The sequence below is a fragment of the Paenibacillus sp. FSL H7-0323 genome, from assembly GCF_038002725.1.
Lineage (GTDB): Bacteria > Bacillota > Bacilli > Paenibacillales > Paenibacillaceae > Paenibacillus_AQ > Paenibacillus_AQ odorifer.
This window is the reverse complement of sequence record NZ_JBBODB010000001.1, coordinates 5,956,122-5,979,758: the sequence shown is the minus strand read 5'-3', so window position 1 is coordinate 5,979,758 and position 23,637 is coordinate 5,956,122. Positions and strand designations below refer to the sequence as shown.

At 46.6% G+C, this 23,637-nt stretch carries 15 protein-coding genes and 1 riboswitch; of the genes, 4 read left to right on the top strand and 11 right to left on the bottom strand.

Annotation, left to right across the window (positions count from 1 at the left end; all coding sequences use genetic code 11):
- Window positions 1-35 precede the first annotated feature (35 nt).
- Window positions 36-238, bottom strand: a riboswitch (cobalamin riboswitch).
- A 127-nt stretch (window positions 239-365) separates the two neighbouring features.
- From MHH89_RS26675 to MHH89_RS26645, 7 genes are all read right to left on the bottom strand, one after another.
- On the bottom strand, window positions 366-3,362 hold the full coding sequence (locus MHH89_RS26675) for a GAP1-N2 domain-containing protein (protein ID WP_076309542.1): 2,997 nt from the start codon (window positions 3,360-3,362) through the stop codon (window positions 366-368).
- Window positions 3,359-4,621, bottom strand: a complete 1,263-nt coding sequence (locus MHH89_RS26670) for a hypothetical protein (RefSeq protein ID WP_076129587.1) — start codon at window positions 4,619-4,621, stop codon at window positions 3,359-3,361. Before MHH89_RS26670 ends, MHH89_RS26675 begins: the two co-directional genes overlap by 4 nt.
- An 83-nt stretch (window positions 4,622-4,704) precedes the next feature.
- Window positions 4,705-5,346 carry a beta-mannanase gene (locus tag MHH89_RS26665; protein ID WP_076099551.1) on the bottom strand — a complete coding sequence of 214 codons (642 nt, stop codon included), beginning with the start codon at window positions 5,344-5,346 and terminating at the stop codon, window positions 4,705-4,707.
- Window positions 5,347-5,370: 24 nt separating this feature from the next.
- Window positions 5,371-6,645, bottom strand: coding sequence for a vWA domain-containing protein (locus tag MHH89_RS26660; protein WP_076129588.1), 1,275 nt, complete (start codon window positions 6,643-6,645; stop codon window positions 5,371-5,373).
- A gap of 293 nt (window positions 6,646-6,938) precedes the next feature.
- Window positions 6,939-9,341 (bottom strand): transcription initiation factor TFIID, encoded by a 2,403-nt coding sequence (locus MHH89_RS26655; RefSeq protein ID WP_081383413.1) that lies wholly within the window; start codon window positions 9,339-9,341, stop codon window positions 6,939-6,941.
- A 4-nt stretch (window positions 9,342-9,345) separates the two neighbouring features.
- A complete protein-coding gene (locus MHH89_RS26650; protein ID WP_341088561.1) occupies window positions 9,346-12,735 on the bottom strand; it encodes a tubulin-like doman-containing protein in 3,390 nt (1,129 codons plus the stop codon).
- An 88-nt stretch (window positions 12,736-12,823) separates the two neighbouring features.
- A complete protein-coding gene (locus MHH89_RS26645; protein WP_312151118.1) occupies window positions 12,824-14,641 on the bottom strand; it encodes a vWA domain-containing protein in 1,818 nt (605 codons plus the stop codon).
- Between the two features lie 205 nt (window positions 14,642-14,846).
- Between MHH89_RS26645 and MHH89_RS26640 the strand changes: the two genes are divergently transcribed.
- The 3 genes from MHH89_RS26640 (at window position 14,847) to MHH89_RS26630 (ending at window position 17,838) form a co-directional block, all read left to right on the top strand.
- Window positions 14,847-14,999, top strand: coding sequence for a hypothetical protein (locus MHH89_RS26640; protein ID WP_155986556.1), 153 nt, complete (start codon window positions 14,847-14,849; stop codon window positions 14,997-14,999).
- Window positions 14,992-15,918, top strand: a complete 927-nt coding sequence (locus MHH89_RS26635) for a hypothetical protein (RefSeq protein ID WP_076194438.1) — start codon at window positions 14,992-14,994, stop codon at window positions 15,916-15,918. Before MHH89_RS26640 ends, MHH89_RS26635 begins: the two co-directional genes overlap by 8 nt.
- Window positions 15,919-16,065: 147 nt before the next feature.
- A complete protein-coding gene (locus tag MHH89_RS26630) occupies window positions 16,066-17,838 on the top strand; it encodes a hypothetical protein (protein WP_341088559.1) in 1,773 nt (590 codons plus the stop codon).
- Window positions 17,839-18,447: 609 nt separating this feature from the next.
- On the opposite strand, the gene MHH89_RS26625 is transcribed toward MHH89_RS26630, so the two are convergent.
- The 4 genes from MHH89_RS26625 to MHH89_RS26610 form a co-directional block, all read right to left on the bottom strand.
- Complete coding sequence (locus MHH89_RS26625) at window positions 18,448-19,848, bottom strand: ADP-ribosylglycohydrolase family protein (protein ID WP_076308980.1); 1,401 nt, start codon at window positions 19,846-19,848, stop codon at window positions 18,448-18,450.
- 553 nt (window positions 19,849-20,401) lie between these two features.
- A complete protein-coding gene (locus MHH89_RS26620; RefSeq protein ID WP_076305099.1) occupies window positions 20,402-20,956 on the bottom strand; it encodes a pyridoxamine 5'-phosphate oxidase family protein in 555 nt (184 codons plus the stop codon).
- A 756-nt stretch (window positions 20,957-21,712) separates the two neighbouring features.
- A complete protein-coding gene (locus MHH89_RS26615) occupies window positions 21,713-21,850 on the bottom strand; it encodes a hypothetical protein (RefSeq protein ID WP_341088558.1) in 138 nt (45 codons plus the stop codon).
- A 411-nt stretch (window positions 21,851-22,261) separates the two neighbouring features.
- Complete coding sequence (locus MHH89_RS26610; RefSeq protein ID WP_341088557.1) at window positions 22,262-22,834, bottom strand: GyrI-like domain-containing protein; 573 nt, start codon at window positions 22,832-22,834, stop codon at window positions 22,262-22,264.
- Between the two features lie 156 nt (window positions 22,835-22,990).
- On the opposite strand from MHH89_RS26610, the gene wrbA reads away from it, so the two are divergent.
- Window positions 22,991-23,626, top strand: a complete 636-nt coding sequence (gene wrbA / locus MHH89_RS26605) for an NAD(P)H:quinone oxidoreductase type IV (protein ID WP_076138996.1) — start codon at window positions 22,991-22,993, stop codon at window positions 23,624-23,626.
- The last annotated feature ends 11 nt before the right edge of the window (window positions 23,627-23,637 follow it).

Sequence of the window (23,637 nt, the reverse complement as noted above, 5' to 3'; positions counted from 1 at the left end):
TGTATATGTTCCACATTCTTACCCCACGAAGAATAGAAACGCTCACGAAAAAGGCAGGTCTCCTGGCTAATGCTTCATCGCTGTTCTTCACCTTCCCACCCTACCTTCGGGGCAGTGGCTTATAGAAGAAACGCTCCGCACATACAGTGGCGGGACCGCGCCGGACTCTTGCACCGGACTTCCCTTTTAAGCAGACGACTAGATTGATAGAGTCTGCACCTTTTCCAGTATGTAGTATCTTATTTTGACATCCATAATCATATCTATTAATACATAGCATGTCTATAGAAAAGCTTAGTATGGGCAGCAAAAAAATGAACAGCAATACGCCACCTTCCGGTAGTTATTGCTGTTCAGAAAGCTTGTTATTCGACTGTTCCATCCGGACTTGCAGTCGGGGAGGGTTCAGCACTTGAATCAGAAGCTGGTGGAATATTAGGGTCGGGATCTACGATCAATGTAAATCTTCCGGCTTTGATCATACTTTTCTCTAGAATTGTCGCTCCAGGCTCCAATGTAACCTCAACCTGATAGGAAGGTTGTTCACCTTCAGTCACAGCTGTTGCGGAAGGCAACCCAGTGCTGTCCTCAGTATTAGAGGAAGGCGTAGGAGACGGAGATGCATCAGCTACAGCATTAGTAGCATCTGCACCTTCTGCTGTTCCTCCAGTAGTGCCAGCGGCATCTGACTCGTCAGCAGCGTTTCCCTCATCCGTCCCATCCGTTGACGGCACTGGACAAGTCCCATTTGTAGCAGCGACCTTAAAGCTTTTATCTATCTCTGTAGACGAAGACATTAAACTAATCTCAGTCGGTTGAAACTGCACACAGTCATCTGCACTTGCGAAGGTGAACACCAATATGCTGCTCCCCTTATCTCCTTCGACGCTCTGATCCTTCAAGTATACTGAAGCTGGAGGCAGCATATTGCCTGCACTCTGAACAGGGGTCGGCTCAGGGCTTGTCCCCGGCAGAGCCGTCTTCGTATCATCCGGACGCAGCATACTGAATACGATAATTGCAATAATCACCAGAATACCCGTAATGGAGCCGGAGATTAAGAGTCGAAATCGGCTGCGGCTGATCCAGCGCGCCAGCGGGGAAGCCAGTTGGGAGCGGGCTTCATTGTACACATTTTGCAGAGCAGGCCGAGCTGCCGCGACATAGTTCTTTCGGAATTCCCGATTCTTGAACGCTTCACGATCACTGCTCAGGAAATACTTCAGAATCGCCTTACGGTAACCCGGTTGCAGCTTTTTATTCGAAACCGTAAATAAAGGATTGCCTTGCGACCAAGCAAAAAACCGATAGATGATTTCTTTGTCGGAACCGGCTTTACGCTTTAACAGCTCCAGAAGCGCATCGTAATCCAGCGGACCCCCTTCACGCTGAGTTGTATAGTAAAAGGCTAGCGGAAGCCGTTCAAAGGGTTCCAGAACACGCGCCTCTTTTAGCAAACGACGACCCAGTAGCTGCACATCGTCTAGTTCCTGCGGAGACAATCCTGTAAAAATCTCCTCATTCGGCTTCTCTTCACCAAACCAGCGGTAAGCGGCACGCAGCGCATTCTCTTTCTGCTTGCTAATCCTATCCAGTGGCGGCTGCCAATCGACAACATTACCATACCGTAAAAAAACTACCTCCAGAAGCTCCTCCTGCGTCATATCAGAAAGCGATAAGCGGTTCAGTAAGAATCTATCTGCTGAAGCAGCAAGATCCTGCATTAGGGAGAGTGCCTTAGGAGCAACTCCTGTTCCTTTGCGGCGATCTTTTTCTGCCTTATCTACAATTTCATGAATTTCCGCCACAGAAGCCACTGGATCATGCTCCAGCTGGAGCTTTTCTAGCAAATAATCCTTCACAGCATTTTGAGCAAAAGACTGCTCTAACGCCACTGGCAGGAACCGCCCCCAATGGAGCACAAAGCTCAGAATATCCGCAGATCTGGACGCCGCAGCTAGTCTTGATTCCATATAAGGCTCAAGTAGCTGCTTACGGAAATAAGTTTCAGACATCACGCGCTGGAAGTAAGCTGCACTTAACTCATCATTACTCTCAATGATCCCGTAAGCAGCACTCAAAATATCCTTGCGGCCCGCTTCCACACTATGAAGCATCCCATTGATGAAATAATCCACGATTCTGACCCTGTAATTGTGATCCTTAAGTACAAAATACTCTTTAAAGCATTCCATAATCGCCGGATCTGGCACATTTCTTTGCCGAATCAGATCAAATTCCCGGTCAAACCGTTCTAAGAAAATATCATTCAAGCGGATTCTAGAATGAATTGCACCGTCTGGTTTAAGGTAAGAAAGCAAACCACTTAGCACCGCACTCTTGTTTTCCGTATATAAATGCTCGTTCCCTTGCTCAATCTCATAAAATATAGCCAGCTCATTATAGAAAGAAAGGGATAGCTTGTGCTCAGGACTCTCTCCACGCAGAATCTGATCGGCGAAGCTTACGAAGTCGTTAATATCTCCTGGATTCAGCAGTAACAGCTTCCATACCAAATCAGCATAAGGCTGGCGGGTCTCGCCAAAATCGACATTTCCCATCCGTCCGGAAGCCAAATCAAAGGTATAATCCTTCTCAATACTGCGGTCACCGGGACGAAGTGAACCTTTTTCCACAAAGCTAAGATGTATATATTTACGGCTTTGCGGTTCATTCGCATACGTAATCACGCCTAATCTACGGCGGAATTCATACGGCAGCACGCTATACAGAATTTCTGTAAGCTCCACCGCCCGCGCGGACAACTCGGTGATAGGTACGTTTAGAGCCACGTAGATTTTTTTCTTACCTGCAACAGAGAGCATTACGGCTTGCAATAATGCCTTGAATATCCCTTCATCAATCCCTAATAGACGTAAGCCTGCGATTGGATCCGGGCTGCGGTCTGTGCGAACAACTGGAATAGAGGGCAGCTCCGGCAAGGTTCCACCAAGCTCTCCCGTATAACGCTCTGCAAAATCAGCATGCAGCCAGTCTCCATAGCTCTGCACAATTTCTTCGGAACGTGAAGCAGGAACTACATAGTTATGTGCAAAAAAAGCGCTTCGTTGGCCTGTGAAATCGGCCGCTTGATAACGACTAAGGCCAATAACTGTATCCCCGTTCTCAGCATGAAATAGGTGCAGCGCACCAGGATATGCAGCCTCATCCTTCTCTCCACGTGCGGTTAACTCCGCAGGAGCATCGTAGAGGCAGAAGGGATGAAGGATTTTTTTCACAAAATTATTGTCTAAACTATCTGATTTCGCTACCGTATCGAAGCCTTCTGTGGAACGAAACACTCCGCGACGTTCGCGGGTGTACATCTGTTGGGCGATTGTTGACCCTGAGAAAACATTCACGGGCCGTCGCTCCCCTCAATATACTTCAGCTTATGCAGCAGCCAAATAAAAGGCTCGTCTACACGAATCGGGCTTACTACACCCTCAATCTTTTGATTCACAGGATTGCTGCCCAACGCAGATACTGCAAAATAACCCGTATTCGCGAAATAAACATCCATCGTATCTTTAAAGGGTCTGTCCACCTTACCAATAAATCTGCGAATTTCCCCGTCGATATTATGGAACTCGTCCATGTTTAATGTTTTGCGGTGAACATAGTTATTGAACACATTGCTGTTGGACTTGATGTAATCGCCATCCTCATCCTTCAGCGAATGCAGCATATCACTTTTGGCAAGCACAACCGCTGTTGGAATGTCTGTCTTACTCTTTTCCTGATAGGCAATAAAATCACCGAACATCGTCAGCACCACATCGCGCGGCTCGTCATATTGTGAGACCCATTCTCCCGGGCGGTCACCGATGTTAATATGAATCTTTTCACGGATAGAACGGATTTGCAGCGGATCGACCATAAACAAAATACCCGCAGAGTTCTTGATATGCTGACCATGAAGTCCAAGATAATCCTGATCCACCATACCCTCACCTGCTACATCAAAGAATACAAGTGTCAGTGGCGGTTTATTTTCATCCTTAAAGACAAATTGAAAGATAAAAGGCTCCTGCATTTTTTCCTTCTGTGTAGAAGCCAGCAGATCCCCACGCTCAAAAAGCGGTTCCTCATACAATGTACGGAACTTACGGCTAATCTCTGCATTAAGCGGCATACAAGCGGCATCAAAATGACCTGCTGTAGTATGCTGCAATGTGTGGATCAGCGAGGTCATATACACCGATTTCCCGACTTGGGATGCCCCGATAATCGAGATGATGTTACTTGGCACCTTCCCGGCAGTCACCGGCAGCTCATTATGGCAGGACGGGCAAAGCCGTCTGCGCGTAAGCACACCGTAACGATCCGTAAGCCCAGTTAACACATGATCCGTGTAATGATGATATTCTTCCGGAATATCCGCCGGGTTGATAATCGCTTCTATGTCATCTACCGTATCAAGCCCAAAGCGCTCACGGTATTTGTTCAAGGCGTCATCCTCACCCAATGCGTAATTTTCATCGTCCTCCCGGCTGTGCATAGCCCGAAAGACGACATCCTCCGGAGAGAACTTGGTGAAGCAATACGGACACACTATATCGTAAAAAAGCGGCCGCGGCTCCGGCTGATTCTTTTTCATAAAACGGCTAAAAAAAGACATCTACTCATCCTCCCAAAAGTTGTATCTACGTACTTGCTATGAACGCCACTGCTCATTACCCGCTTGTACGTGTAGACCGAGTCTCACTCCGGTACCAATTCGTAATAAAGCCCATATTTCTTGCCATCGGTGAAAAAGATGCGTACAAAATCATCCTTACCGATTTCAATCGGCGGAAGTACATTGCGTCCAGGAGCGAAATCCTGGACGAAGGGAAAGAGAATACCATCCTCTTTCCCTGCCGGATGCCCTCCACGTTTCTTGACATAACAGAGGACATCCCGTGCCACGGGCACTTCTGCCGTAATCGCCATATGTACGGTCTTTTGTTTTCCGAATAAGGCCTTTTTTTGTTGAATGGAATAATAGATCCGGGCTTTGCCTGCACTGACCATCACCCGGTTCACACCATCATTTTGCCTCACCAGGGCAGTCTCACCGTTCTCAGCAAGACGAGCAAATATCGTATAGGATATCAATCCGATCTCATCCAATCGATCACGATAACCATTGTTAGATTTGTATTCCTCACGAGTGTAGAGCTTCATCCCGATCGGCGGATCATCTCCGGTTCCCATGTCAGCCGCTTCTGCGGAGGTTTTGTGGATGTACACCGCCTGCACGCCGTCCGGCCAGCGCCATCTCAGCGTACAGAATCGGTCATCCACTTGGGATGTCACATCCGTTATTCCCGGAGCGGAAGCATTAACCTCGGCGTACCTCATTACTGTAAACCCCTTTCCGCTACACTAGAATCCTTTGCTGTTCCGGCTTCTGCGCCGACCCGGAAAGTTATCCGATGCTGGTGCAGGCGCTGCGTTATTGTTTCTTCTATTTCGATAAATACGTCCTTCTCCTACCGGAATGACGCCTGTAAATAATGCAATAATAGCAGCTAATATAAGAACAGCCAGAAGACGAATAAGACTATCTGTAAAGGAGTCACCGCTAAGTCCAAATTCCAGAATCAGTCCTGCGAACAAGCCTGATATTACGCCGCCAATCCCAAAGCTTTTAGCCAAATGACGGTTATCAAACATAATTCCCAGACCTAATCCAAGCGCAGCTCCCATCAACATCAGTGACAAAATACGAACCGCAGCATAATAAGGACTGTCTGCCGTTGAATCACTGCGCTCAGTTAGCAGCGTCCGATCTCCCAGACGGTCATAGATCTGCTGGAACACATCGCCCAGTAGGGCTGAATCCTTGACATCATAATAGTGTCCGCCTGTCACTCTCGCAATATCCTGCAACAGCTGAGTGCCTGCTGGATCATTCAAGCCCAGACCAATGGTATTCACGGCAATGCCGCGCTCTACATAAGCCTGCAACTCTCTTGTGGTATCGAAATTACTCACTCCGTCAGACAACAAGATGACCATGGCTCCTTGGTCTTTTTTGCCGTCACTGTCAATCTCCTTGAGTGCCTCCGAGACCGCACCGCTAATATTCGTACCGCCTTCGGTTGGCTGCAGATTATCGATTGCAGTCAGCACCTTCTCACGATTCTCCGAATTTGAAAGTGGCGTTAAAGGTTGGACAACTACAGCTTCGTTGTTAAAGGTCACCACGGCTACCTTATTGTCAGTGTCCATTTTTGTAATTAACGCTTTTGCTGCGGAATACCGGCTATTATCGGGATCACTCTGTGTCATACTGCCTGAGTCATCGATAGCCATTACTACATTCTTAACTGGTCTGGCTCCGCCAAAATTCAGCTCATAAACAAACTCCGTTAAGGCTCCAACACCAAGTGCAAGAACAATCATCAGAGGCAGCAGCTTCCACGATAACCCCAGATAGCGCTGCTTCCATGAAGCTCCGTTCAGTCGTGGCGAGATCATCTCTGCAAGCAGGCAGCCTACACCGACTCCCAGCGCCACAATGGCAAAATAAATACCCACAAGCAGGATGGAAGGCAGATCGTTATACCAGCTTAGCAGCCATTCGCCAAAAAGAAAGGCGACCCCGCCGCCGATCAGACTGAAGAAGAGCAGCAGTAGATTGATTTTTCTCTGCATCGTTATACTTCCTTTCCGGGTAAAATCTGAATTGTACTCTTATCCTTTAAACATTCCGGGGGTTATGCTGCCTGATAAACGGGCTACCCGGATGTGTTATCATCCCCCAGATTGCACTTTGTGTAATAGAATGGAATAGGAGAAACATCTATTTCTATTCTATTGCATAGTGTGCAGTGGAAATAAGGAGAAATGTCCCTATCCCGGAACTCTAATTAAGCGTTATATCCGATGACTCTATTGCACCAAGGCAATAAAGGGACTCAAAGTGAGGGTACCTATCTATTACGCCATCAGCGCATCTCAGGAAGCTGATCTTCACTCAGCCCATGGAGCTGATAGCCATTCTGAGCATAAGTCTCATAATAGACCTTACCGTTGCGATAATAGAGCAGGTCTTCTAAATGAAAGCCGCCCATCAGGTTTAGCTTCTCCACTCCGCTCCTCCGCTGCTCATGCACGAATCCTAACCGGTAAATCCGGGTTGTCTCATCCACTCCAAAGGCGTAGCGTAGGAATTCTGATGAGCTGTCTCCGAAGAAATATTTCTCCTCATGACGATGCTCTTGCGTGTATTCGAATAGCCGAACATTAATGGCCGCGCCCTCTTCCAAATTATGATACAAGCGCTTGAACAGCTCTTCCCTCGATAGAACCTGACGATTCTCATAGGCTGCCGCAACATTTGCACGCCGCAGAAGCTCTTCCTCAAAAGATAAATTGAAAGGTTCTGCTGTCAGCAGCTCCCGGCGGCAAATATCAATCAAACGCTCAATCACAGCTTCTTTCCCTTGTTCTAAGAGCTTGGAGATACTGCCCATGTACTTCTCACTGAAGAATATTCCAGGTCCACGCCGGGTTTCGATATCCTTCATCACTTCTTCTGTGACTACGCGGTAGTATTCCATTACGTTCTGGCCCGTTGTTTCGTTTGTTCGCCCAATGCTGTCCATAACAGTAATACGCAATTCTTCCTCCAAAGTCTCCATAGCTTTCACACGGGCCATACTTTCCATATGAAGCTGCTCAAGTGCAGATTCCAAACGACTGCATAGGGCAAGCTCACTTTCTAGGCCCAATAGTTCATATTTTTTGCCATATACGGCTGAGAATAAATAATGAATGAAGTTACGTACTGTTCTTTTATCAAAAAGCGGCACACGCTGGAACGGCTGGCGCTCCACGCTTTCTGCGTAAAGGTCCTCAAGCTCCTCCTGCATGGAGAGAATCGCGGAACGCAGGCCTGCCATATGCTGACGTAAAAGATGGAGCACACTTCCGGCTTCATCACGATCTGCCGTCCACTCCGCAAGCTGATAAAAGCTTACCGCTGGCGTAGATGTTTCCTGTGCCGCCAGCATAGTGCGCCATTGGCGTAATGGATTCATTCCCTCTACTCTCCGGTTTGACTCTGCCACAAAGTTATTGCGGAAATAAGCTTCGCCCCCGTCACCGAACAACTGCCGTTCAGCTTCACGAAGTGACAGCTGCTTCAGTTCATTATAGGTAGGGCGTCCGTGACTCATTAACCCCGTCATTTCATTCAGGCCGTCTTTCTCCGGAAGTAGGTGTACCGCGTGTTCCCGCAAGCTGTCAGGGTCCAGCCCTAACAACGCCTGCCGTTCACGTATAGTCCACGAACTGCCCTCACGCATATCGGAGACAAGCCGCCGGAACGCATGATACAGCACCGCCAAAGCAATTTGAACATTAGGTCTTCTTACCCCGGAAAAGCCAGCAGAGGCGTAGCCTTGTCTTCCAGTGCTGCCCCTGATGCCGCTTTTGAAGGTCATATTGTTATATCCGCCATGACCAGTAGCCTGATCAGAAGCCGGGCGGACCCGATTTTTGAGCAGACTAATATGAGAAATAATCTCGTAGTTGTCATCCATACCGTGTGCAGACATCATACCGCGCTCATTCTTATCGGAGAGCAGATACACAAGGTCAAATAATGCGGAAGGACCATGGGCAACTGGAATCGACAGACCGTCTTCCGTCACAAGTAACGGCGCATTAAACTTATAGTCCGTAGCTTGCATTCTGTCCAATTCACGCAGAAAAGCCAGCCCTACTGAGCTGGAATATCCAAAATTATCCCCTTGCTCCCGCTCATTGATCAGAGCGTAGAGATCTGTCTGTACGGACTTAAAGGACTGGCCGAGTACAGCACGAGCCAGCAGTGTAATTTCCGGCAGCAATACATTAAGCGGATCATCAACCCGCGTAATGATAGAGAGATGGATGACGTCAAAAGATGAATATAGACGTCCATAATCCGCTATACTGTTGCTCAGACGCCGGATAACTTTATTCATTTCAGCAAGATAACGTGTATCCTCATGAAACTTGCGGTAAAGTTCATGACGCACAGTGCGTGGATCTGACCCTGCCGTTTCCGGCAAGGCCATGGCCAGCACCCGGTCTTTTCCTCCCGCAACAGATCCACTTATACTTCCGTCTATTCCCTCTTTTGCTGCACCTGACACAGCATGTAATGCCATAACACCGCCGGCGTTATCCCATTTTCGTTCGCAGCTATCCAGCACCGGACCGATGGCCGGAGCAACCTTGTCGCCTACGAACAGAAACAGGGCAGGGTAATGGATGCTGCTGCGTCCATCCCCTTTGCTGCGCTGTGCCTCTTCCTGTACCGCATATTGTTCACCATAAGATAATGCCTGTGTTTTGATCATAGGCCTATTTCAACTTTCTGCGGATACTGCCGAGCTTGCTAGTCATGCTCTTGTAGAATCCGTACATCTCATCGCCGCTCTCATACTCTACCCGTTCGTACTCCAAGCTGTCGCGTGCTTCCAGGAATGATACATACAGTCCTTCCAGCTTATAGAGCAGCGGGGTAACGTCTTCAGCGGCAGTCATTTCACCTGCACGACGTGCTGCCTTACGCAGCAGTACGCTGCGGCTCTTCTCATCCAGCTCCCGGAAGTGCCGATACACGGCATACTCTACGTAGCTGCGCTCTTTCATCAAATTAGCAAACGGCTCCCAAGCGTCCTCTTCTTCATCACGGTCATAAACGTAGAGTGCGCCTTTTTTGATAATGCTGTCCGTATACAAAGCTTCAATGAACTGATCCATCCACTTATCTTCGTCCAGATATTGATGAAGCACACCTTCAAGCTCAGCGGCTTTGGCAGTCAGTTCAGCATATTTAGCCAGCTCCACACGAACACGTGAAATCAGCTGCGGTGAACGAATGAGATTCTCCTGCGCCATGTCCTTGTTGATGCTGCCAAAGATATCTTTAATACCTTCCCGCTCCAAGCCCTTCTCACGCAGGCTCTTCAGCTCATCAACCGCCTTCTTCACTTCACCGAGATTTGGGCGTGTAGATTGCAGCTGCATATCGAAACCGTTCAAAATGGCGTCCAGATCAAAAGGTTTGGTGAACACAACAGAATATCTGTTACTTGTGTTCTCATCTACACCTTTTTCAATAATGACTCTACTTGCCAGCGCTTTTGCAAAGTCTGCACGCACTCTAGCGTTATAATCACGTACACGAGAATTGACGTAAGTGTCGCCCCATGATTTTTCCGGAATCGGAGAAGGTAGATACGTCCAGTTGTTCTTATCCGTCATCACGAGATGGCGGCCGATCCCTTCCTTGTCGAGAATGGTCCGCTCATAGTTTTCTTCAAACACCCGCAGTGGCGTGTATACGAAAAGTGGCACACCATTACGTGTATTAAGCCAGAAAATACGGTTTTTCACTTGGCTCTCCTTGATCGTAAATTGCGATTTGCCAAGCGCATTATTCTGATAATTACGAATCCCTTTTAGGATACCCGGCGCTTTTACAGGCACGGAAACGAAACCCCATGATGGGAAATGTAAGCTGCCTGAGCTATTGCTAAGGTGGAAGGTAGGCACAGCCTCTTCGTCCAATTTACCGGCAATAATCCGCTCAACGAATTTATCCAGCGGCTCTTCATGGCCGAATTTCATCACAAGGAAATCCTCCATCGAACGGGTAATCAGATCGCCAAACTTATCGCTAAGGAATTCCGAAATTGAGCGAACGATATCAATCTCCTGCTCTTTGACCCAACGTCCGGAATGCTTCAGCATTTCACGGGTGAAGTCACGAATCAGGTCGTCGCCGTCCTTCTGATCCATGATCTTGGAGATGGTCGCTGAAATATCCGGCACGTTCACAATGTTCCAATAATAAGTTTTGTTTCCTTTATAGTCTGCCTGCTCTTCGCCATTGATAAGGATGTCCCCATTCTTGGCAAAAATCGAGCTAAGCGCACTAAGAATCTCTGTAAACACACCGTAAATCCGGCTGTTCTCATCGTTTAATAGCTCATATAAGTCCTCGTAAAATTGAATCATTTGTTCAGTGCGTTCTACATCGGCGTGCAGCCAATACTCATTGATTTTAGCCTCAATATAGGCATTTTTCTTCTTCTCTTTGGAGACAAAAGCACTGCGGGCATCGCTCAGCTTCTCATCCGCACTGTCCTGCGCCGTCTCAATATCACGTGGCAAACGCAACAAGCTTTCACGTAAAGCCTCAATATAAGACTGAATCAGCTTCAAAATACAGAAGCCCTTCTCGGTATACAGCAAGCGGGAAACGTAGAACGGCCCTTGCTCTGGATGCAGGAAGATGCGCTCCAGTTCTTCACTGAAACGTCCCACAATTTCGCCAGGCAGCTGCTTTTTCGATTTGATATATTCTTCACGGGCACGAGCCAGGAAGTTCTGCTCCAGCTCTGTATCCATGCTTACCACTTGATTCTTAACAACATTGGCATGGCTCAAGCGTTCGCTGTTCTCGTAGCCTGGCAACGGCTCAGGCACACGGGATTCAAACGTCTTAATCATACTGTCGAGATCAATCCCAAGCTTACGTGCGAATTTCTCTACATCCTCTTGACCTGGCGCCTGCTGGAACATTTTTTCCATTTTATCAAACAAGCGGAAAGCCAGGTAAGTCGTCATTTCCTCAATCGGAAGCACAGCGGACGAGGCACCGATAATGTTGTATTCATAGTTAGCTGGGTAGGTCTTGTTCATCTGCGCAATGTTGGTGCGGATATTGCTGATATAATCATGGATGGCGAATTCTTCACCAGACTGTTTTTCTTCACTCGCCATAAAGTTCGTGATGTTCTCCGCCGTTACGTTCATACAGTAATCGTACGCATTCTCCAGCAGCTTACCCTCGGTATTCGTTGCAGAGATCAAATGACATAGATTAAATGGAGGCAGCGGTGAATTTACCGTCAAAATATTACCGTATTGCTGCTGGAACCGCTCACCACGACTGTCCACATTCATCCAGTAATCCAGCTCTTTTAGCGCTGCATAACCGTTCTTGCGAATATATTCACGCGTGTGCTCGCTTAGACTTTTATTAGACAAATTCACGTCAGGTGTAAAGAGGTACCCCAGTGTGTTCACACGGTCAATACCAGCTGATCCATAGTCACGTTCAATAATACCGCGCACGATATAGGCAATATCCAAGAAAGCCCCACTGCCTGTACCGCCCGACAGACCTGTCAAAAGGAAGACCATCAGCTTTTTGTTCGTGCCTACAGATAAGGTCTTGATCTTCTTATCAATCGCGCCTACAACCTGATTAATCTTGGTGAACAAAAGCAGACGTCCAGCCTGCCGCACACCAGCAGCACCATTCATACCATCTGTAATACTCAGCTCAGGTGACAGCCAATCCGTAATATAGGAATCGAGGATACTGCGGTTCTGCAACAATCCGCCGATTTCGGCATTCGCCAACAGTACAAATTCATTTTGCGGGTCCAGCCCAATGCCTTTGTATTTTTTTCCACGATCCTGTTCATTCGTCTCAAAAGCTAGAAATTCCACATTATCCGGCTTGTCCCGTTTCTTCTTGGATATCGGATCCTCCGGCAGCTTAAAGCGGCGGTTAATCTGATATTTAAGACGCAGCAGAGCATCAATGCCCGTGCCGCCTAGTCCAATGATCAGGATCGGATTATCAATCGTATCCACCCTGATCTTATCGCTGACAATCCCGCCGCCTAGTGATACATCCAATTGCTGTATATGCTCTCTTACTACTGGTTTCATATGCTTATCCTCCTAAAAGTTTTGCGGAAGCTGTACTTCAGATATCTTGCAGCAAAACTGTTTCTGCGGCATACATTGCCATTGCCTACTATACTAAATATTCCAGATAAATCGTCTTATCTACCGTCTGTAGAGATACTGAAACGCGGTCCCCACTCTTCAGTTCAAGACCACGCGAAGCATCCGCAGCACGTCCGGATCTCTCCACAGTAACACCTTCTCCGCTGCGTAACAGCAATCGGTCATTCTTAGCCGGTGTGAAAATAACAGTTTCGCTCTCCTTCAGTTCAGGCGCCAATTGCAGCAGCTGATGAAGGGTGAACTTGCCCTTGAAGCCTGCAAGCTTCTTATATTGTGGGTAGGTCTTCTCACCCGTATTGCTGTCTTTAACCTCTACTACCAGCTGTCCAACAAAACCACGTGCCGATTTCTTATTCAGCACATACCATGCTGCACCCGCTGCCAGCACTAAAAGAATGCCCCCTATAATGTAATACAGGGTTTTGGATGAGGCTTCCTTCAGGGGTTCTTCGTTGCCAGTCCCTGTAGAAGGTGCTGTTGTTGCTGCTCCGCCTGTCTTCGCGCTGATCTGGACAGGTGCACTTTCCCGATAAAAGCTGCTTTCCTCTGCCCGCACCTTCAACTCGTAGTTATGGCTTTCTTTTACCTCAAAGGTACCCTTGAAGACAGCTCCGGAGTTATCCAGTTCGATTTCTTGCACATCACCTGTATCAATATCTGTAGCAAGCAGTACCGCCTTCATATCTTGATACAAATTACTGAGTGTTACCTGAGTACCGTTGCTGAACAGATGCGAGGTGATGTCGATTTTATCACCCTTTTTATAGGTTGCTGATGGCAGCGCATCGATCTTAAGCTCCAGGTCATAGTTAAAGACTAGATTAATATCAATCTTATCCTTTGGCACACCTTTAACCTGAAGTTTCCAATCTCCTTCCTGCGGTGACAGTAGCTTAATCAAGCTATAAGTAGAAGACTTGGACAGCAGGACATTGTTTGAGGGGATCGCAACTTCTTTCCCTGACGGGTCCGTTAATTTCGCTGTCACAGGCTGTGAAGACATAATTGAGATATTGGCTTCCAAAACACTGCCGTTAGGCACGTTGACGGTCACGTCCTGATAATCGCCATTTGCAGTAATCGACTGCACAGGCACTACCTTCAGCTTCAAATGGCTGGCAAAAATCTCACTCAGGATTTGCGGCAGATCGTCTGCTGAGTCCGTCGAAAATGCTTTACCACCCGTCTCGTTGGACAGGTCGGCGAGGCTTTGTTTATTCAGCTTGCCATCTGCATTAAGTCCAATGGTATAGATGGGATAGCCATTCTTTTTGGCAACCTCTACGGCCGCCTTCAGCTCTTTATCTGATTCACTTTGCGTCCGGCCTGTCGCTTTGTTGAAATCGTTATTGCCGTCAGCGAGCATTACAATGATAGGCTCATGGGAAGGGTCACTTCCATTCTGCAGAACCTTTACAGCTTCCTCTACGCCAATAGCGATATCGGTGTAAGCTCCTCGGTCCAAACCATCAATAAAATCCTTCAAATCCTGCTTATCGCTCTCCGAGCTAATTTGCAGCAGGGCCTTTTCCCGTTGCACCTTGTCGGTATAGGCAACAATACCTACTTTATCACCTTGGGTGGATAACATATCTATGAACATTTTCATCGCTTCGTTGGCGATTTTGTTCTTGTCACTAGTCTTCATGGAGTTGCTGACATCAATAAGAAGCACAGCGTCAATGTGAGATTGCGCCGACGTTGCCGCATAGGCCTTAACAGCTGCAAAAGGCGAGGCAGCTAGACAAAGAGTCAGGAGCAATGCCGGAAAGATACGTAGAAAGAGAGTCTTGGTTGTTCTAATACTTTGATATTTACGAAGCATAAATAGGGCTCCTCTTGTGTTATATTAGGCACATATGACAGGTTCAGCACTATCGCTAAAATCTGTAAATAGCATGCCATTATGATATAATTAAACCTTGTAAACTTCAACTTTAGGACCGCCGGACCCAGTGCATTGATGCATAGAAGATTATCATTCTAAAAGCCATCTGGACTGCAGAGCGTCCATGAGAAAGGATTGTTCCATGATTTCATACGTCATTCTTGGGATTACGTTCCTAATTGCCGTAATTCAGATTTCCATTTATGCCGCACATCAGCGCAAACCACTGACACGTGATGATATTAACGATCGACTGCTAGCCGCTTTGAACGGAGGCGATAAAGGCCGTGAATAAGAAAAGACCCGTTACCTTCCGGCCTTTCAAGGCCCCGCGTTACGCTTATGACAAGCTGCGCATCTGTCGCCAATGCGGGCGGTATACCGCTCTTGGCGAAGACCGCTGTAGCAAATGTGGCAGAGCCTCACTTATTGCTGTAGAGCAGCACGCAGCATCACTAGCCAGACGGAAGATGCATACCCGCCTACTATTCATCTTACTGCTCACACTAGCCTCTGTCTATTTTGGAAATAGCATCCAACAAATGATATTGTGTGGTGCCGGGGGTCTTGTGCTTGCTGGACTATTGTACTATACGCAGCGAAAAGTAAGGCAGAACGAGAATCTTCGTTCTCTCAATGAGCTGCTTGGTCGTGGGATCGGCATCATCAAGGAAGGGCTGGAGGTCAACCGTCAGGAAGCTGTCTCCGTACTCCGTGAGGATGATGTTCTTGCCTATGAGAAGCTGCGGGAGCTCTCCATCCTGCTTCGCGGCGACCGGATCGCGCGGCAGCGAGTGGCTTTGCTGCATGGATTTTTACTCCGCAAGGATATGGATCTAGAACTGGAGCAGCTTCTTCTAAAAGACTTCGAACCACTGCTAGCCGAATATATCGGCGAGATCGCTAAAGTCCGTCCCGATCTCATTAAGGATCGTACACTACGCTACGTGAAGAACTATGAAGTGGAGATTCGCCAGATGGCTAACGGCTTAACCATCCTTACGAGCGTTGCAGGAGCGGCGGTAAGAATGAAGCGTTATGCCCTGCTCTACTCCAATATGATTGGCCGATACGTGCAAGATCTGCCCAAGGACCGTTTCTTGCGGTTGTCCAAACTCATTGCTGCGAATCCCCATGAACCTTGGAACGGCTTAGACCTCAGGGTAGCTGACATTCGTGAAGCCAAATATCGCTGGGACCCGGAGGTCCAATAGACCTGAAAGCTAAGATGAACCAATATAAAGCAAACATCCTTATTGATGACAACCAACCGTTTCTCAAAGAAATATAAGGATGATGTATACCGTAAAACTTATACTTTCTTAGGCTTTCTTATATTTTGAAAAAAGAGGCTACTCTATATGACGTTCAAACAATTAATAACCCTGCGAAACTTTATGATCATTTTGTGTATATGCATGCTTGTGCTGCTTGGACAGAAGGTTTTTCTCATCGCAGATAAAATACAAATCACCAAAGAAGCCGACCGTCTCTACGCTGCCGGGGATCTGATTAATGCAGAGGATCAGTACCGTCAAGCATCGGCCAACTATTCCATTGATTACCAGGAAGAAAGAGTCGCAAAACGTCTGGATGAATTAGCTCCAATCACAGACATCCGCAAAGTTCTGAATGATTTGGTAGCCTCTACTAAGGAGGAAGCAGAGACTAAGGATTTTGCCGGATTTATGAAAAGCTATCAAGCTCTGCTCAGTTTAAAAGCTACATATATGAAGCCAGGCGGTCCCTATGAATCCTATTATCGCCAGTTATCGTCGGCCTCAGGCATTTCAGACCAGTTCACCTCTTATTTCCGTCAGTTTAAGGAGCAGTTCCTTGCCGATCTTGCCCAGAACCAGAGCGGAGGGGTGAGTAATGAAGAGAACTTCAAATGGAATCTTTTGCAGATTCCTGATGCTTATTATGGAAGTGCAGCTTCCAAAGAGGATTTACTAGCCTCAAAGTTTAAAAGCCATGACACAGCTATATTAAAATCCTTAGCAGGAGCAGGAAACTTTACCGGCATGCTGGAAAGCACCCTGTCCCTGATGAGTGCTTATAGCCAGCATAATTACGAAGCTCCTTGGGTACTTCAACAAGCAGAAAGCAGCGGGAAGATCATCCTGAACAAAGATCTTGAAGGTGACAATATCACAGCTTTTGCTGGGCATGCTGTAGCTTATCGTAATTTTGCAGGATCGGCAGGCATCACGTCATCCAAGGTGCTGACTTTGATCGATACTAGTAAGGCTAAGCTACTAAAAAACGCCAAACGTCTGACTACTAAAGGTCAATATGCTGAAGCGATACAATTATACGGAGAGCTTGCTCCGCTAGAAGATACTTCGACAAACATTGCCGCTGCTAGGCTGGCCTGGAATATTGCAGAGCCTGTTCGCCTCCTTCCTGGCGGTGAAGAGCAAGACAAATACGACAACGTCATCTCCCGCAAAGGACTATTAGGTACAAAAGTGATCGTCGCCGGGACGGATAACAGTGGCGTGCTCTATTATGCCACGATGAATAACGACGACAATGTGGTCACATTAACCGGAAACAGCTTGCCACGCTTCGAGAGTCTGCGCAGTCTTACTTTTAATGAACAGTTGGCAACCTCTTCAGGTGTACCTGTGGTTTTAGCCCAATCTGAGGTTGAAGGTGGACGCACCCTTTTCACAGCGTATGAGATGAAATCAAATGGTATTTCGCAGTTATTTTCAATAGCTGGCGATAGTTATGAACTGCAGTCCGATGACTCTATTCTCGTGCCTAATGCGGATCTTGGAGACGGTGTTGACGGGCAAACGGCACTTTACCGTAAAGTAGACGGCAGCTATCAATTCGCAGAGATTGTTCAGGAGTATGCTGTAATCTCAGCTGCGGATCTTACCACTCATCCTTTTGAAAAGGTCTCTTTTCATTGTGAGATCATCGTAAATAACTTCGGCAATAGTCTTGCTTACTCGGATGGGATTTATATTTTGCTCCAAGGAGAAGTGGGTTCCGTTACAGGTAACGCGTTAGTTAGTGGCCAATATCAGAATGGATATGAGCTCGTTGGAACAGACATGGGCGAGCAATATGTGCCTGTGTTTATAGTGGAATCCGTGGGTAGCATGAGCTTTGGGCGGTAGGGATTTGGGATACAGGATACGGGATACGGCATACGGGATAACCTTGTCTTTGTGTCGGCTCGACGATCCTGTAAGCTCCACCACTTATAGCAACTAGCGTTGGACAGCGCTTCGATGGTTAATAGGTACGTAATGCCATGAAGATCACATAGCTCGTTAATCATTCGTAATTATCCTGTAGTCTAAGTCTCGTTAATTTACCTATTGTGGATGTTTTTAACAAACCATTGAACTTTCAAGTAATCTGCTCTAGACGCTTTCACACCATTGGTTACGCATCATCCCTTATGTGATCTACGTTTGATGTAACATCTTCAAGCAAATTTGCCATTGTTAGCAGTACCTGTTGCTAGACAAAAAGACACTAACCGGGGGTTGGTGTCTTTTTGTCCATGTACTAGCAGTCTATGGATAGATGAAAAAAATCAAAAAGTAACCTGTTACGGGATAATGTCGTATTGCATTAAGCACGGTGACTTTTACTCAGCTACTCAATTGGCACTTTTAATTTCTAAAGCACTTCTATATAGGTCCCACAAACACTCCAAGGAAATAAAATTGTGAACCGTAGTAACAGATATCTTAACCATTTTTTTGATGAAATCAAATTCAAAGGTTTAAATCGGTGTTCTCGTTTACATAGAGCTCGCTGGGTTCAATTCGATGTTGGTGAGTATGCAACAGCTCTGGCAAACGCCCCATCCGCTCAGCCAAACGGGATAGCTTTTGCTCATGAAAATTAGATAATCCCGTATGAATCCGGTCTTGGAAAGGCTCAAGCCATCTTGTTTCCAGGCTGTCAGAACCGAAATAAACCCCGAGCAGAGAGCCTGCTGTTGCTCCAAAACTATCCGTATCGTTGCCTTGCATCACCTGCTTGCATATCCCGTCACCGACATTGTCTGCAAATCGAAATGTATTAATTAAGGTACCTATTTCCTGATAAACCTGACAGTGACTATAATTTGCATACTTATGGTTAATGCTCTGATAAGCTTCCAGCCAGTTATCTGCATTCGCTACCCTCTGCAGGCAATCCTGAGTAATCTCATAGAATCGGCTCCTTCCAGGTACGAATTGCAGTGCAGTACTTATTATTTTAATAGGATCGCGCAGCACTTGCGCAACTGCAATCGCAGCGGCGATGAACATCGTGGCGTAGATCCCCGTCCGGCGATGTGTAAAACTTGCATCACGCCAAGCTAGCTCAGCGGCAAGAGCGGGTTGACCGGGGCAGGCATAACCGTAAGCATCTGCGCGAATCGCTGCTCCGCATAGTTCTGTATCTTGCACCATGAAGTCGGGCCAAGCCTCTATTTCAGAATGATTGAATAGTTCTCTATCATGCTCCAAATAGCTAATCCCCGATCGAAGCAAGATGGTCCTCTCCGGCCCCCAAGTAGTACTTATCGGAAGATGATTTATCCATAAATCTCTTAAATTTCTTTTCGTAAAACCATCGCCAAATTGTTCTAACGCCATCATTCCCATTAATGTGTAATTGATATCATCATCAGGTGCCACATAACGAATTCGCCCCCGCGTCGTCTCAAACCAAGACCAATGTCGACGATCCAAAGCATGGAGAACTTCATCAGAAATGTAATCATTCAGTGGCCATTCCCCTACAGAAGTTAAAGCTTTACGCAATTCCGACAAGCTGGGGTTTACCTCAATCGGTTTGCCTAGCATTGAACCACAGACTGAAGCGAGGAATCCCGCCTCCACACGCTTGGAGCTATCCTTAAGATTCAAGATGCCGACCTGGCCTAAAGGTCGTGCCGGATCGCATTCCTGCCATATCTCTTGTAAATCGTTTGGTTCATAGTAAGGCCAATTGTCCCTCATTGGAATGGCCACCAAGCTATGAGCGAATTCCAGATAGGCATCATAGCTTGCGGGAAGCTGTTCCAGCTTGGCTAAATAACCCGAGGTTTGATGCCCCTGTGCAAATTTATTGCGTAAAATCCCCTCTAATTGACGTTTAAGAAATGCGAGTGATGGCAGCATGCTGTATCTCCTTTGTCCGTTTATTAATCTACGTAAAATAACTTCTACATGAGAATGTAAACGATGATTGATGGAAAAGCAGCCCATCCCATCGCCTTCATTATAAGTTTAAATAAACGAGCATGCGATGATAGAAATAACAGTAAAAGCAATAAGTTTAATAGACTATTAAATAGGGTAAGACACTCTAAAAAACCCTCCAATGGGATGCCAAATGAATCGTCACCCTTATGTCCTTCATTTTTTTGATTACGGGATTACAGGATTACGGATTAAGGAATTACTTGTCGCGTTCAATTAGCTTAATACTTTGCCTAATGAGATCGAATGTAATGGTTTATAGCATACACTGTATCCACCTAGTGAACATTTATAATGGTAGTCAAGCAACTATAGCGACTTGGGTGTACATATACGAAGCAGACAACTTTGAACGACTTGGATGTACATCCCTATTCGAAGTAGACAACTTTTAATGACTTAAGTAAGCAACCCTATGGTTTGTGCCTTCCTTCTACTGACCATAAGTTTGGGAGATCCTCTCCCTCTCTGGTCAGTTTTTTTGTCCAAGAGGTGTGGGTAGCCCGTCTATACTCTTAGTGTTTTTCTCTTGTCTATATTCCTTCAGGCCTGCCTCGCCCTTTTGGATAGACCAACGCTGCAACGTATCCCGCTCACCCGCATAACTCATGAATGGGATCGAAAATCCGCAGGAAGTCTGTACTTTATGAACATCTATCAAAATGATCTGTCTAGCTCCAGGCAGAGATGTAAACATAGGGTATAGTGTTTCCCATTCTGCTGATTCAGGCAAAATCACAGCCCCTGTTCCATACAGTCTTAAAATATTAGGCGGCCCCTCAAACGCACAAAACATAACCGTCACTCTTCCATTTTCCAGCAGATGCGCGCTCGTCTCATTACCGCTGCCGGTCATGTCTAGATAGGCCACCTGATTAGGAGACAATATCCGAAAACAATCATGTCCTTTCGGCGAAAGGTTAACATGCCCATCTTCTGAAAGCGGCGCTGACCCTACGAAAAATAGGTGCTGCCGAAGAATAAACGCTTCATGTACAGGTAGTATAGCGGTAAATTGTTTTCCCATTTGGCATTCTCCATTTCTGTATATTTGTGTGTTGGCTAATTGGTCATCTCTACTCAACTCTATCGGATCAGCCGACTCAATGAGTTCCATGAACTACATGAACTACATGAACTACATGAACTACATGAACTACAGCAGCTTCACTAATCACCTCAGTTCCATCAACCACATTTGCTTAACTAACTAGCTTTGCCGACTACATTAACTTCTACAGTTACATTAGCTCTATCAACTCCGTTAGTTTCACCAACTGAATCAGTTCCTTAAGCGCATTAACTCCACTAACAATAACAGTTCCACTAGCTCCTCCATCAAACTAACTTTGACTAGGTCCAAGCGGCGTTTGCCGCTAATGTAGGGCATTTTTGACTCTCTTTCCTGCTACTTTGGCTCGGGGCGCCTAATGTAGAGCATTTTTGACTCTCTTTCCTGCTATTTTAGCTCGGGGCGGCTAATGTAGGGCACTTTTGCCTCTCTTTCTTGCTACTTTGGCTCGGGACGGCTAATGTAAGGCATTTTTGTCTCTCTTTCTTACTACTTTGGCTTGGTGCGGCTAATGTAAGGCATTTTTGCCTCTTTTTCTTGCTACTTTGGCTTGGGGCGGCTAATGTAGAGCACTTTTGCCTCTCTTTCTTGCTACTTTGGCTCGATACCGCTAATGTAGGGCACTTTTGCTCTTATTTCTGACTAATTCGACGCTATGCAGCTGATGTAGAGTATTTTTACCGTACATTTCCCCACTTTGGCTCAATCCAACTATTCTACGGGATTTTCACCGTACATCCCCGCCACTTCTGCCCAATCCAGCAAATCTACGGGATTTTTACCGTTCATTCTCGCCACTTCTGCCCAATCCAGCAAATCTACGGGATTTTTACCGTACATCCCCGCCATTTCTGCCCAATCCAGCAAATCTACGGGATTTTTACCGTATATTTTTCCGCAGACATATTAGTTAAGTATATATACTCTAGGGCTTTTCTTATGTCTCCCCCCGTCTGCCTAAATGCAAGCCTCAGCAAAGATTAACAACACATCCCGAGAATTTTAAGTTGTCATATTCTCTTCCACCGTCAAGTAACCCTTCTCCCCGGTACCTGGCCGTCAGCAAAAATAGGGACTCCCTCTCGGCAGCCCCCCTTTCTCTCGCAAGCTGCTTGATACTACTATCAGAAGCAACTCCCTTAAATCCCTTTTTCCCTATAAAATACTTCCCTTTAAACACTTTCCTATAACACTTTTCCCTAAAAAATCTCCCGCTTAAGCACTTAACCCACTAAGCACTTAAAGCCATTTTTCCCCTATCTATTCAATCGCAATATAAATCTCAACCTGCGTGTCAGCAGGGTCAAAATTCCGTGAATCATAAATCTCAAAATCCCCCGTGTAAGTTCTTACCTCCCCAGACTCCTTAAAGTACGCCCAAATCTCCCCCCACGCTTGCGCGACTACTTCAAATACCGGACCTTTTTTCGTCTTAAAAACCATGTATTTGCTCTCCGGTACAGCCGCATAGGTGAACTGGTTTTCCACTAGTTGGCTTTCCTCTAGCTCGCTTTCCTCTAGTTCGCTTTCCTCTAGTTGGCTTTCCTCTAGCTCGCCTTCCTCTAGCTGCCTTTCCTCTATATGTCTCTCCTCAGCTACTTCATGCCCGATCACAACGGTATACGCTCCGCTCGCATCACTCTCATAATCCGTATACAAAGCATAGATATACTCAGGATTTACCGTAGCTATCTGCCCCGCAACATTACTCTGAAAATAAGTTTCCCACAGCTGCGACAAACCTCCATCAGGTCCCATTTCTGCTTCATTAGTTGTGCGTATGCTAACCCCCGCCAAGGTCATTTTTGCTTTCTCTACAAAATAAGTATTCATCCATTCTCCCTCATTTCCTGTGATTGAACTTAGTATACACAGGCAAAGTGGACATCTGTCTGTCCAGTTCGAATAGATTGATTTCATTCTGGGTTATAAAGACACCATTAGGGTAATTAATAGTATGGAACTACACTCGAAGGGAATGACTACAGCATGTCAAAAATCAAATTAGCTGTCATCTACTACAGTGCCACAGGAACTAACTACCAGCTAGCACAATGGGCCGCGGAAAGCGCAGAAAAAGCAGGAGCTGAGGTAAAACTGCTGAAGGTGCAGGAACTGGTCCCCGAGGACAAAATTCAAGCAAATCCAGCCATGAAAGCCCTAGCTGAAAAAACAAAAGATATCCCAGTCGCCACACCCGACGATATAGTCGAAGCGGATGCGATTATTTTCAGTTCCCCAACCCGTTACGGTAACATTGCTTCCCAGATGAAGCAGTTCATTGATACAACCGGTGGCATTTGGGGCAAAGGACTAACAGTAAACAAAGTCGTCAGCGCCATGAGCTCAGCACAGAACCCGCATGGTGGACAAGAAGCTACGATTTTGGCACTCTATACGTCGATGTATCACTGGGGAGCCATTGTTGCAGCACCCGGTTATACCGATCCAGTCACATTTGGTGCGGGAGGCAACCCTTACGGAACAAGTGTCAGTGTAGATGGAGACGGTAAAATGATCGAAGATCAGGATCGGATCCGTGACGCTGTTTTTCATCAAGCGAAGCGTACCGTTGAAGTGGCCGGCTGGGTCCAGGCAGGCAAAAACGCCAATAATCAGAACTAGCGCAGCTTAGT

Coding starts and splice junctions, on each gene's coding strand:
- MHH89_RS26645 (WP_312151118.1), bottom strand. CDS start 14,641: ATGCTTCGTAAATATCAAAGTATTAGAACAACCAAGACTCTCTTTCTA.
- MHH89_RS26655 (WP_081383413.1), bottom strand. CDS start 9,341: ATGATCAAAACACAGGCATTATCTTATGGTGAACAATATGCGGTACAG.
- MHH89_RS26640 (WP_155986556.1), top strand. CDS start 14,847: ATGATTTCATACGTCATTCTTGGGATTACGTTCCTAATTGCCGTAATT.
- MHH89_RS26625 (WP_076308980.1), bottom strand. CDS start 19,848: ATGCTGCCATCACTCGCATTTCTTAAACGTCAATTAGAGGGGATTTTA.
- MHH89_RS26630 (WP_341088559.1), top strand. CDS start 16,066: ATGACGTTCAAACAATTAATAACCCTGCGAAACTTTATGATCATTTTG.
- MHH89_RS26665 (WP_076099551.1), bottom strand. CDS start 5,346: ATGAGGTACGCCGAGGTTAATGCTTCCGCTCCGGGAATAACGGATGTG.
- MHH89_RS26615 (WP_341088558.1), bottom strand. CDS start 21,850: ATGGCGGGGATGTACGGTAAAAATCCCGTAGATTTGCTGGATTGGGCA.
- wrbA (WP_076138996.1), top strand. CDS start 22,991: ATGTCAAAAATCAAATTAGCTGTCATCTACTACAGTGCCACAGGAACT.
- MHH89_RS26610 (WP_341088557.1), bottom strand. CDS start 22,834: ATGAATACTTATTTTGTAGAGAAAGCAAAAATGACCTTGGCGGGGGTT.
- MHH89_RS26620 (WP_076305099.1), bottom strand. CDS start 20,956: ATGGGAAAACAATTTACCGCTATACTACCTGTACATGAAGCGTTTATT.
- MHH89_RS26670 (WP_076129587.1), bottom strand. CDS start 4,621: ATGTCTTTTTTTAGCCGTTTTATGAAAAAGAATCAGCCGGAGCCGCGG.
- MHH89_RS26660 (WP_076129588.1), bottom strand. CDS start 6,645: ATGCAGAGAAAAATCAATCTACTGCTGCTCTTCTTCAGTCTGATCGGC.
- MHH89_RS26650 (WP_341088561.1), bottom strand. CDS start 12,735: ATGAAACCAGTAGTAAGAGAGCATATACAGCAATTGGATGTATCACTA.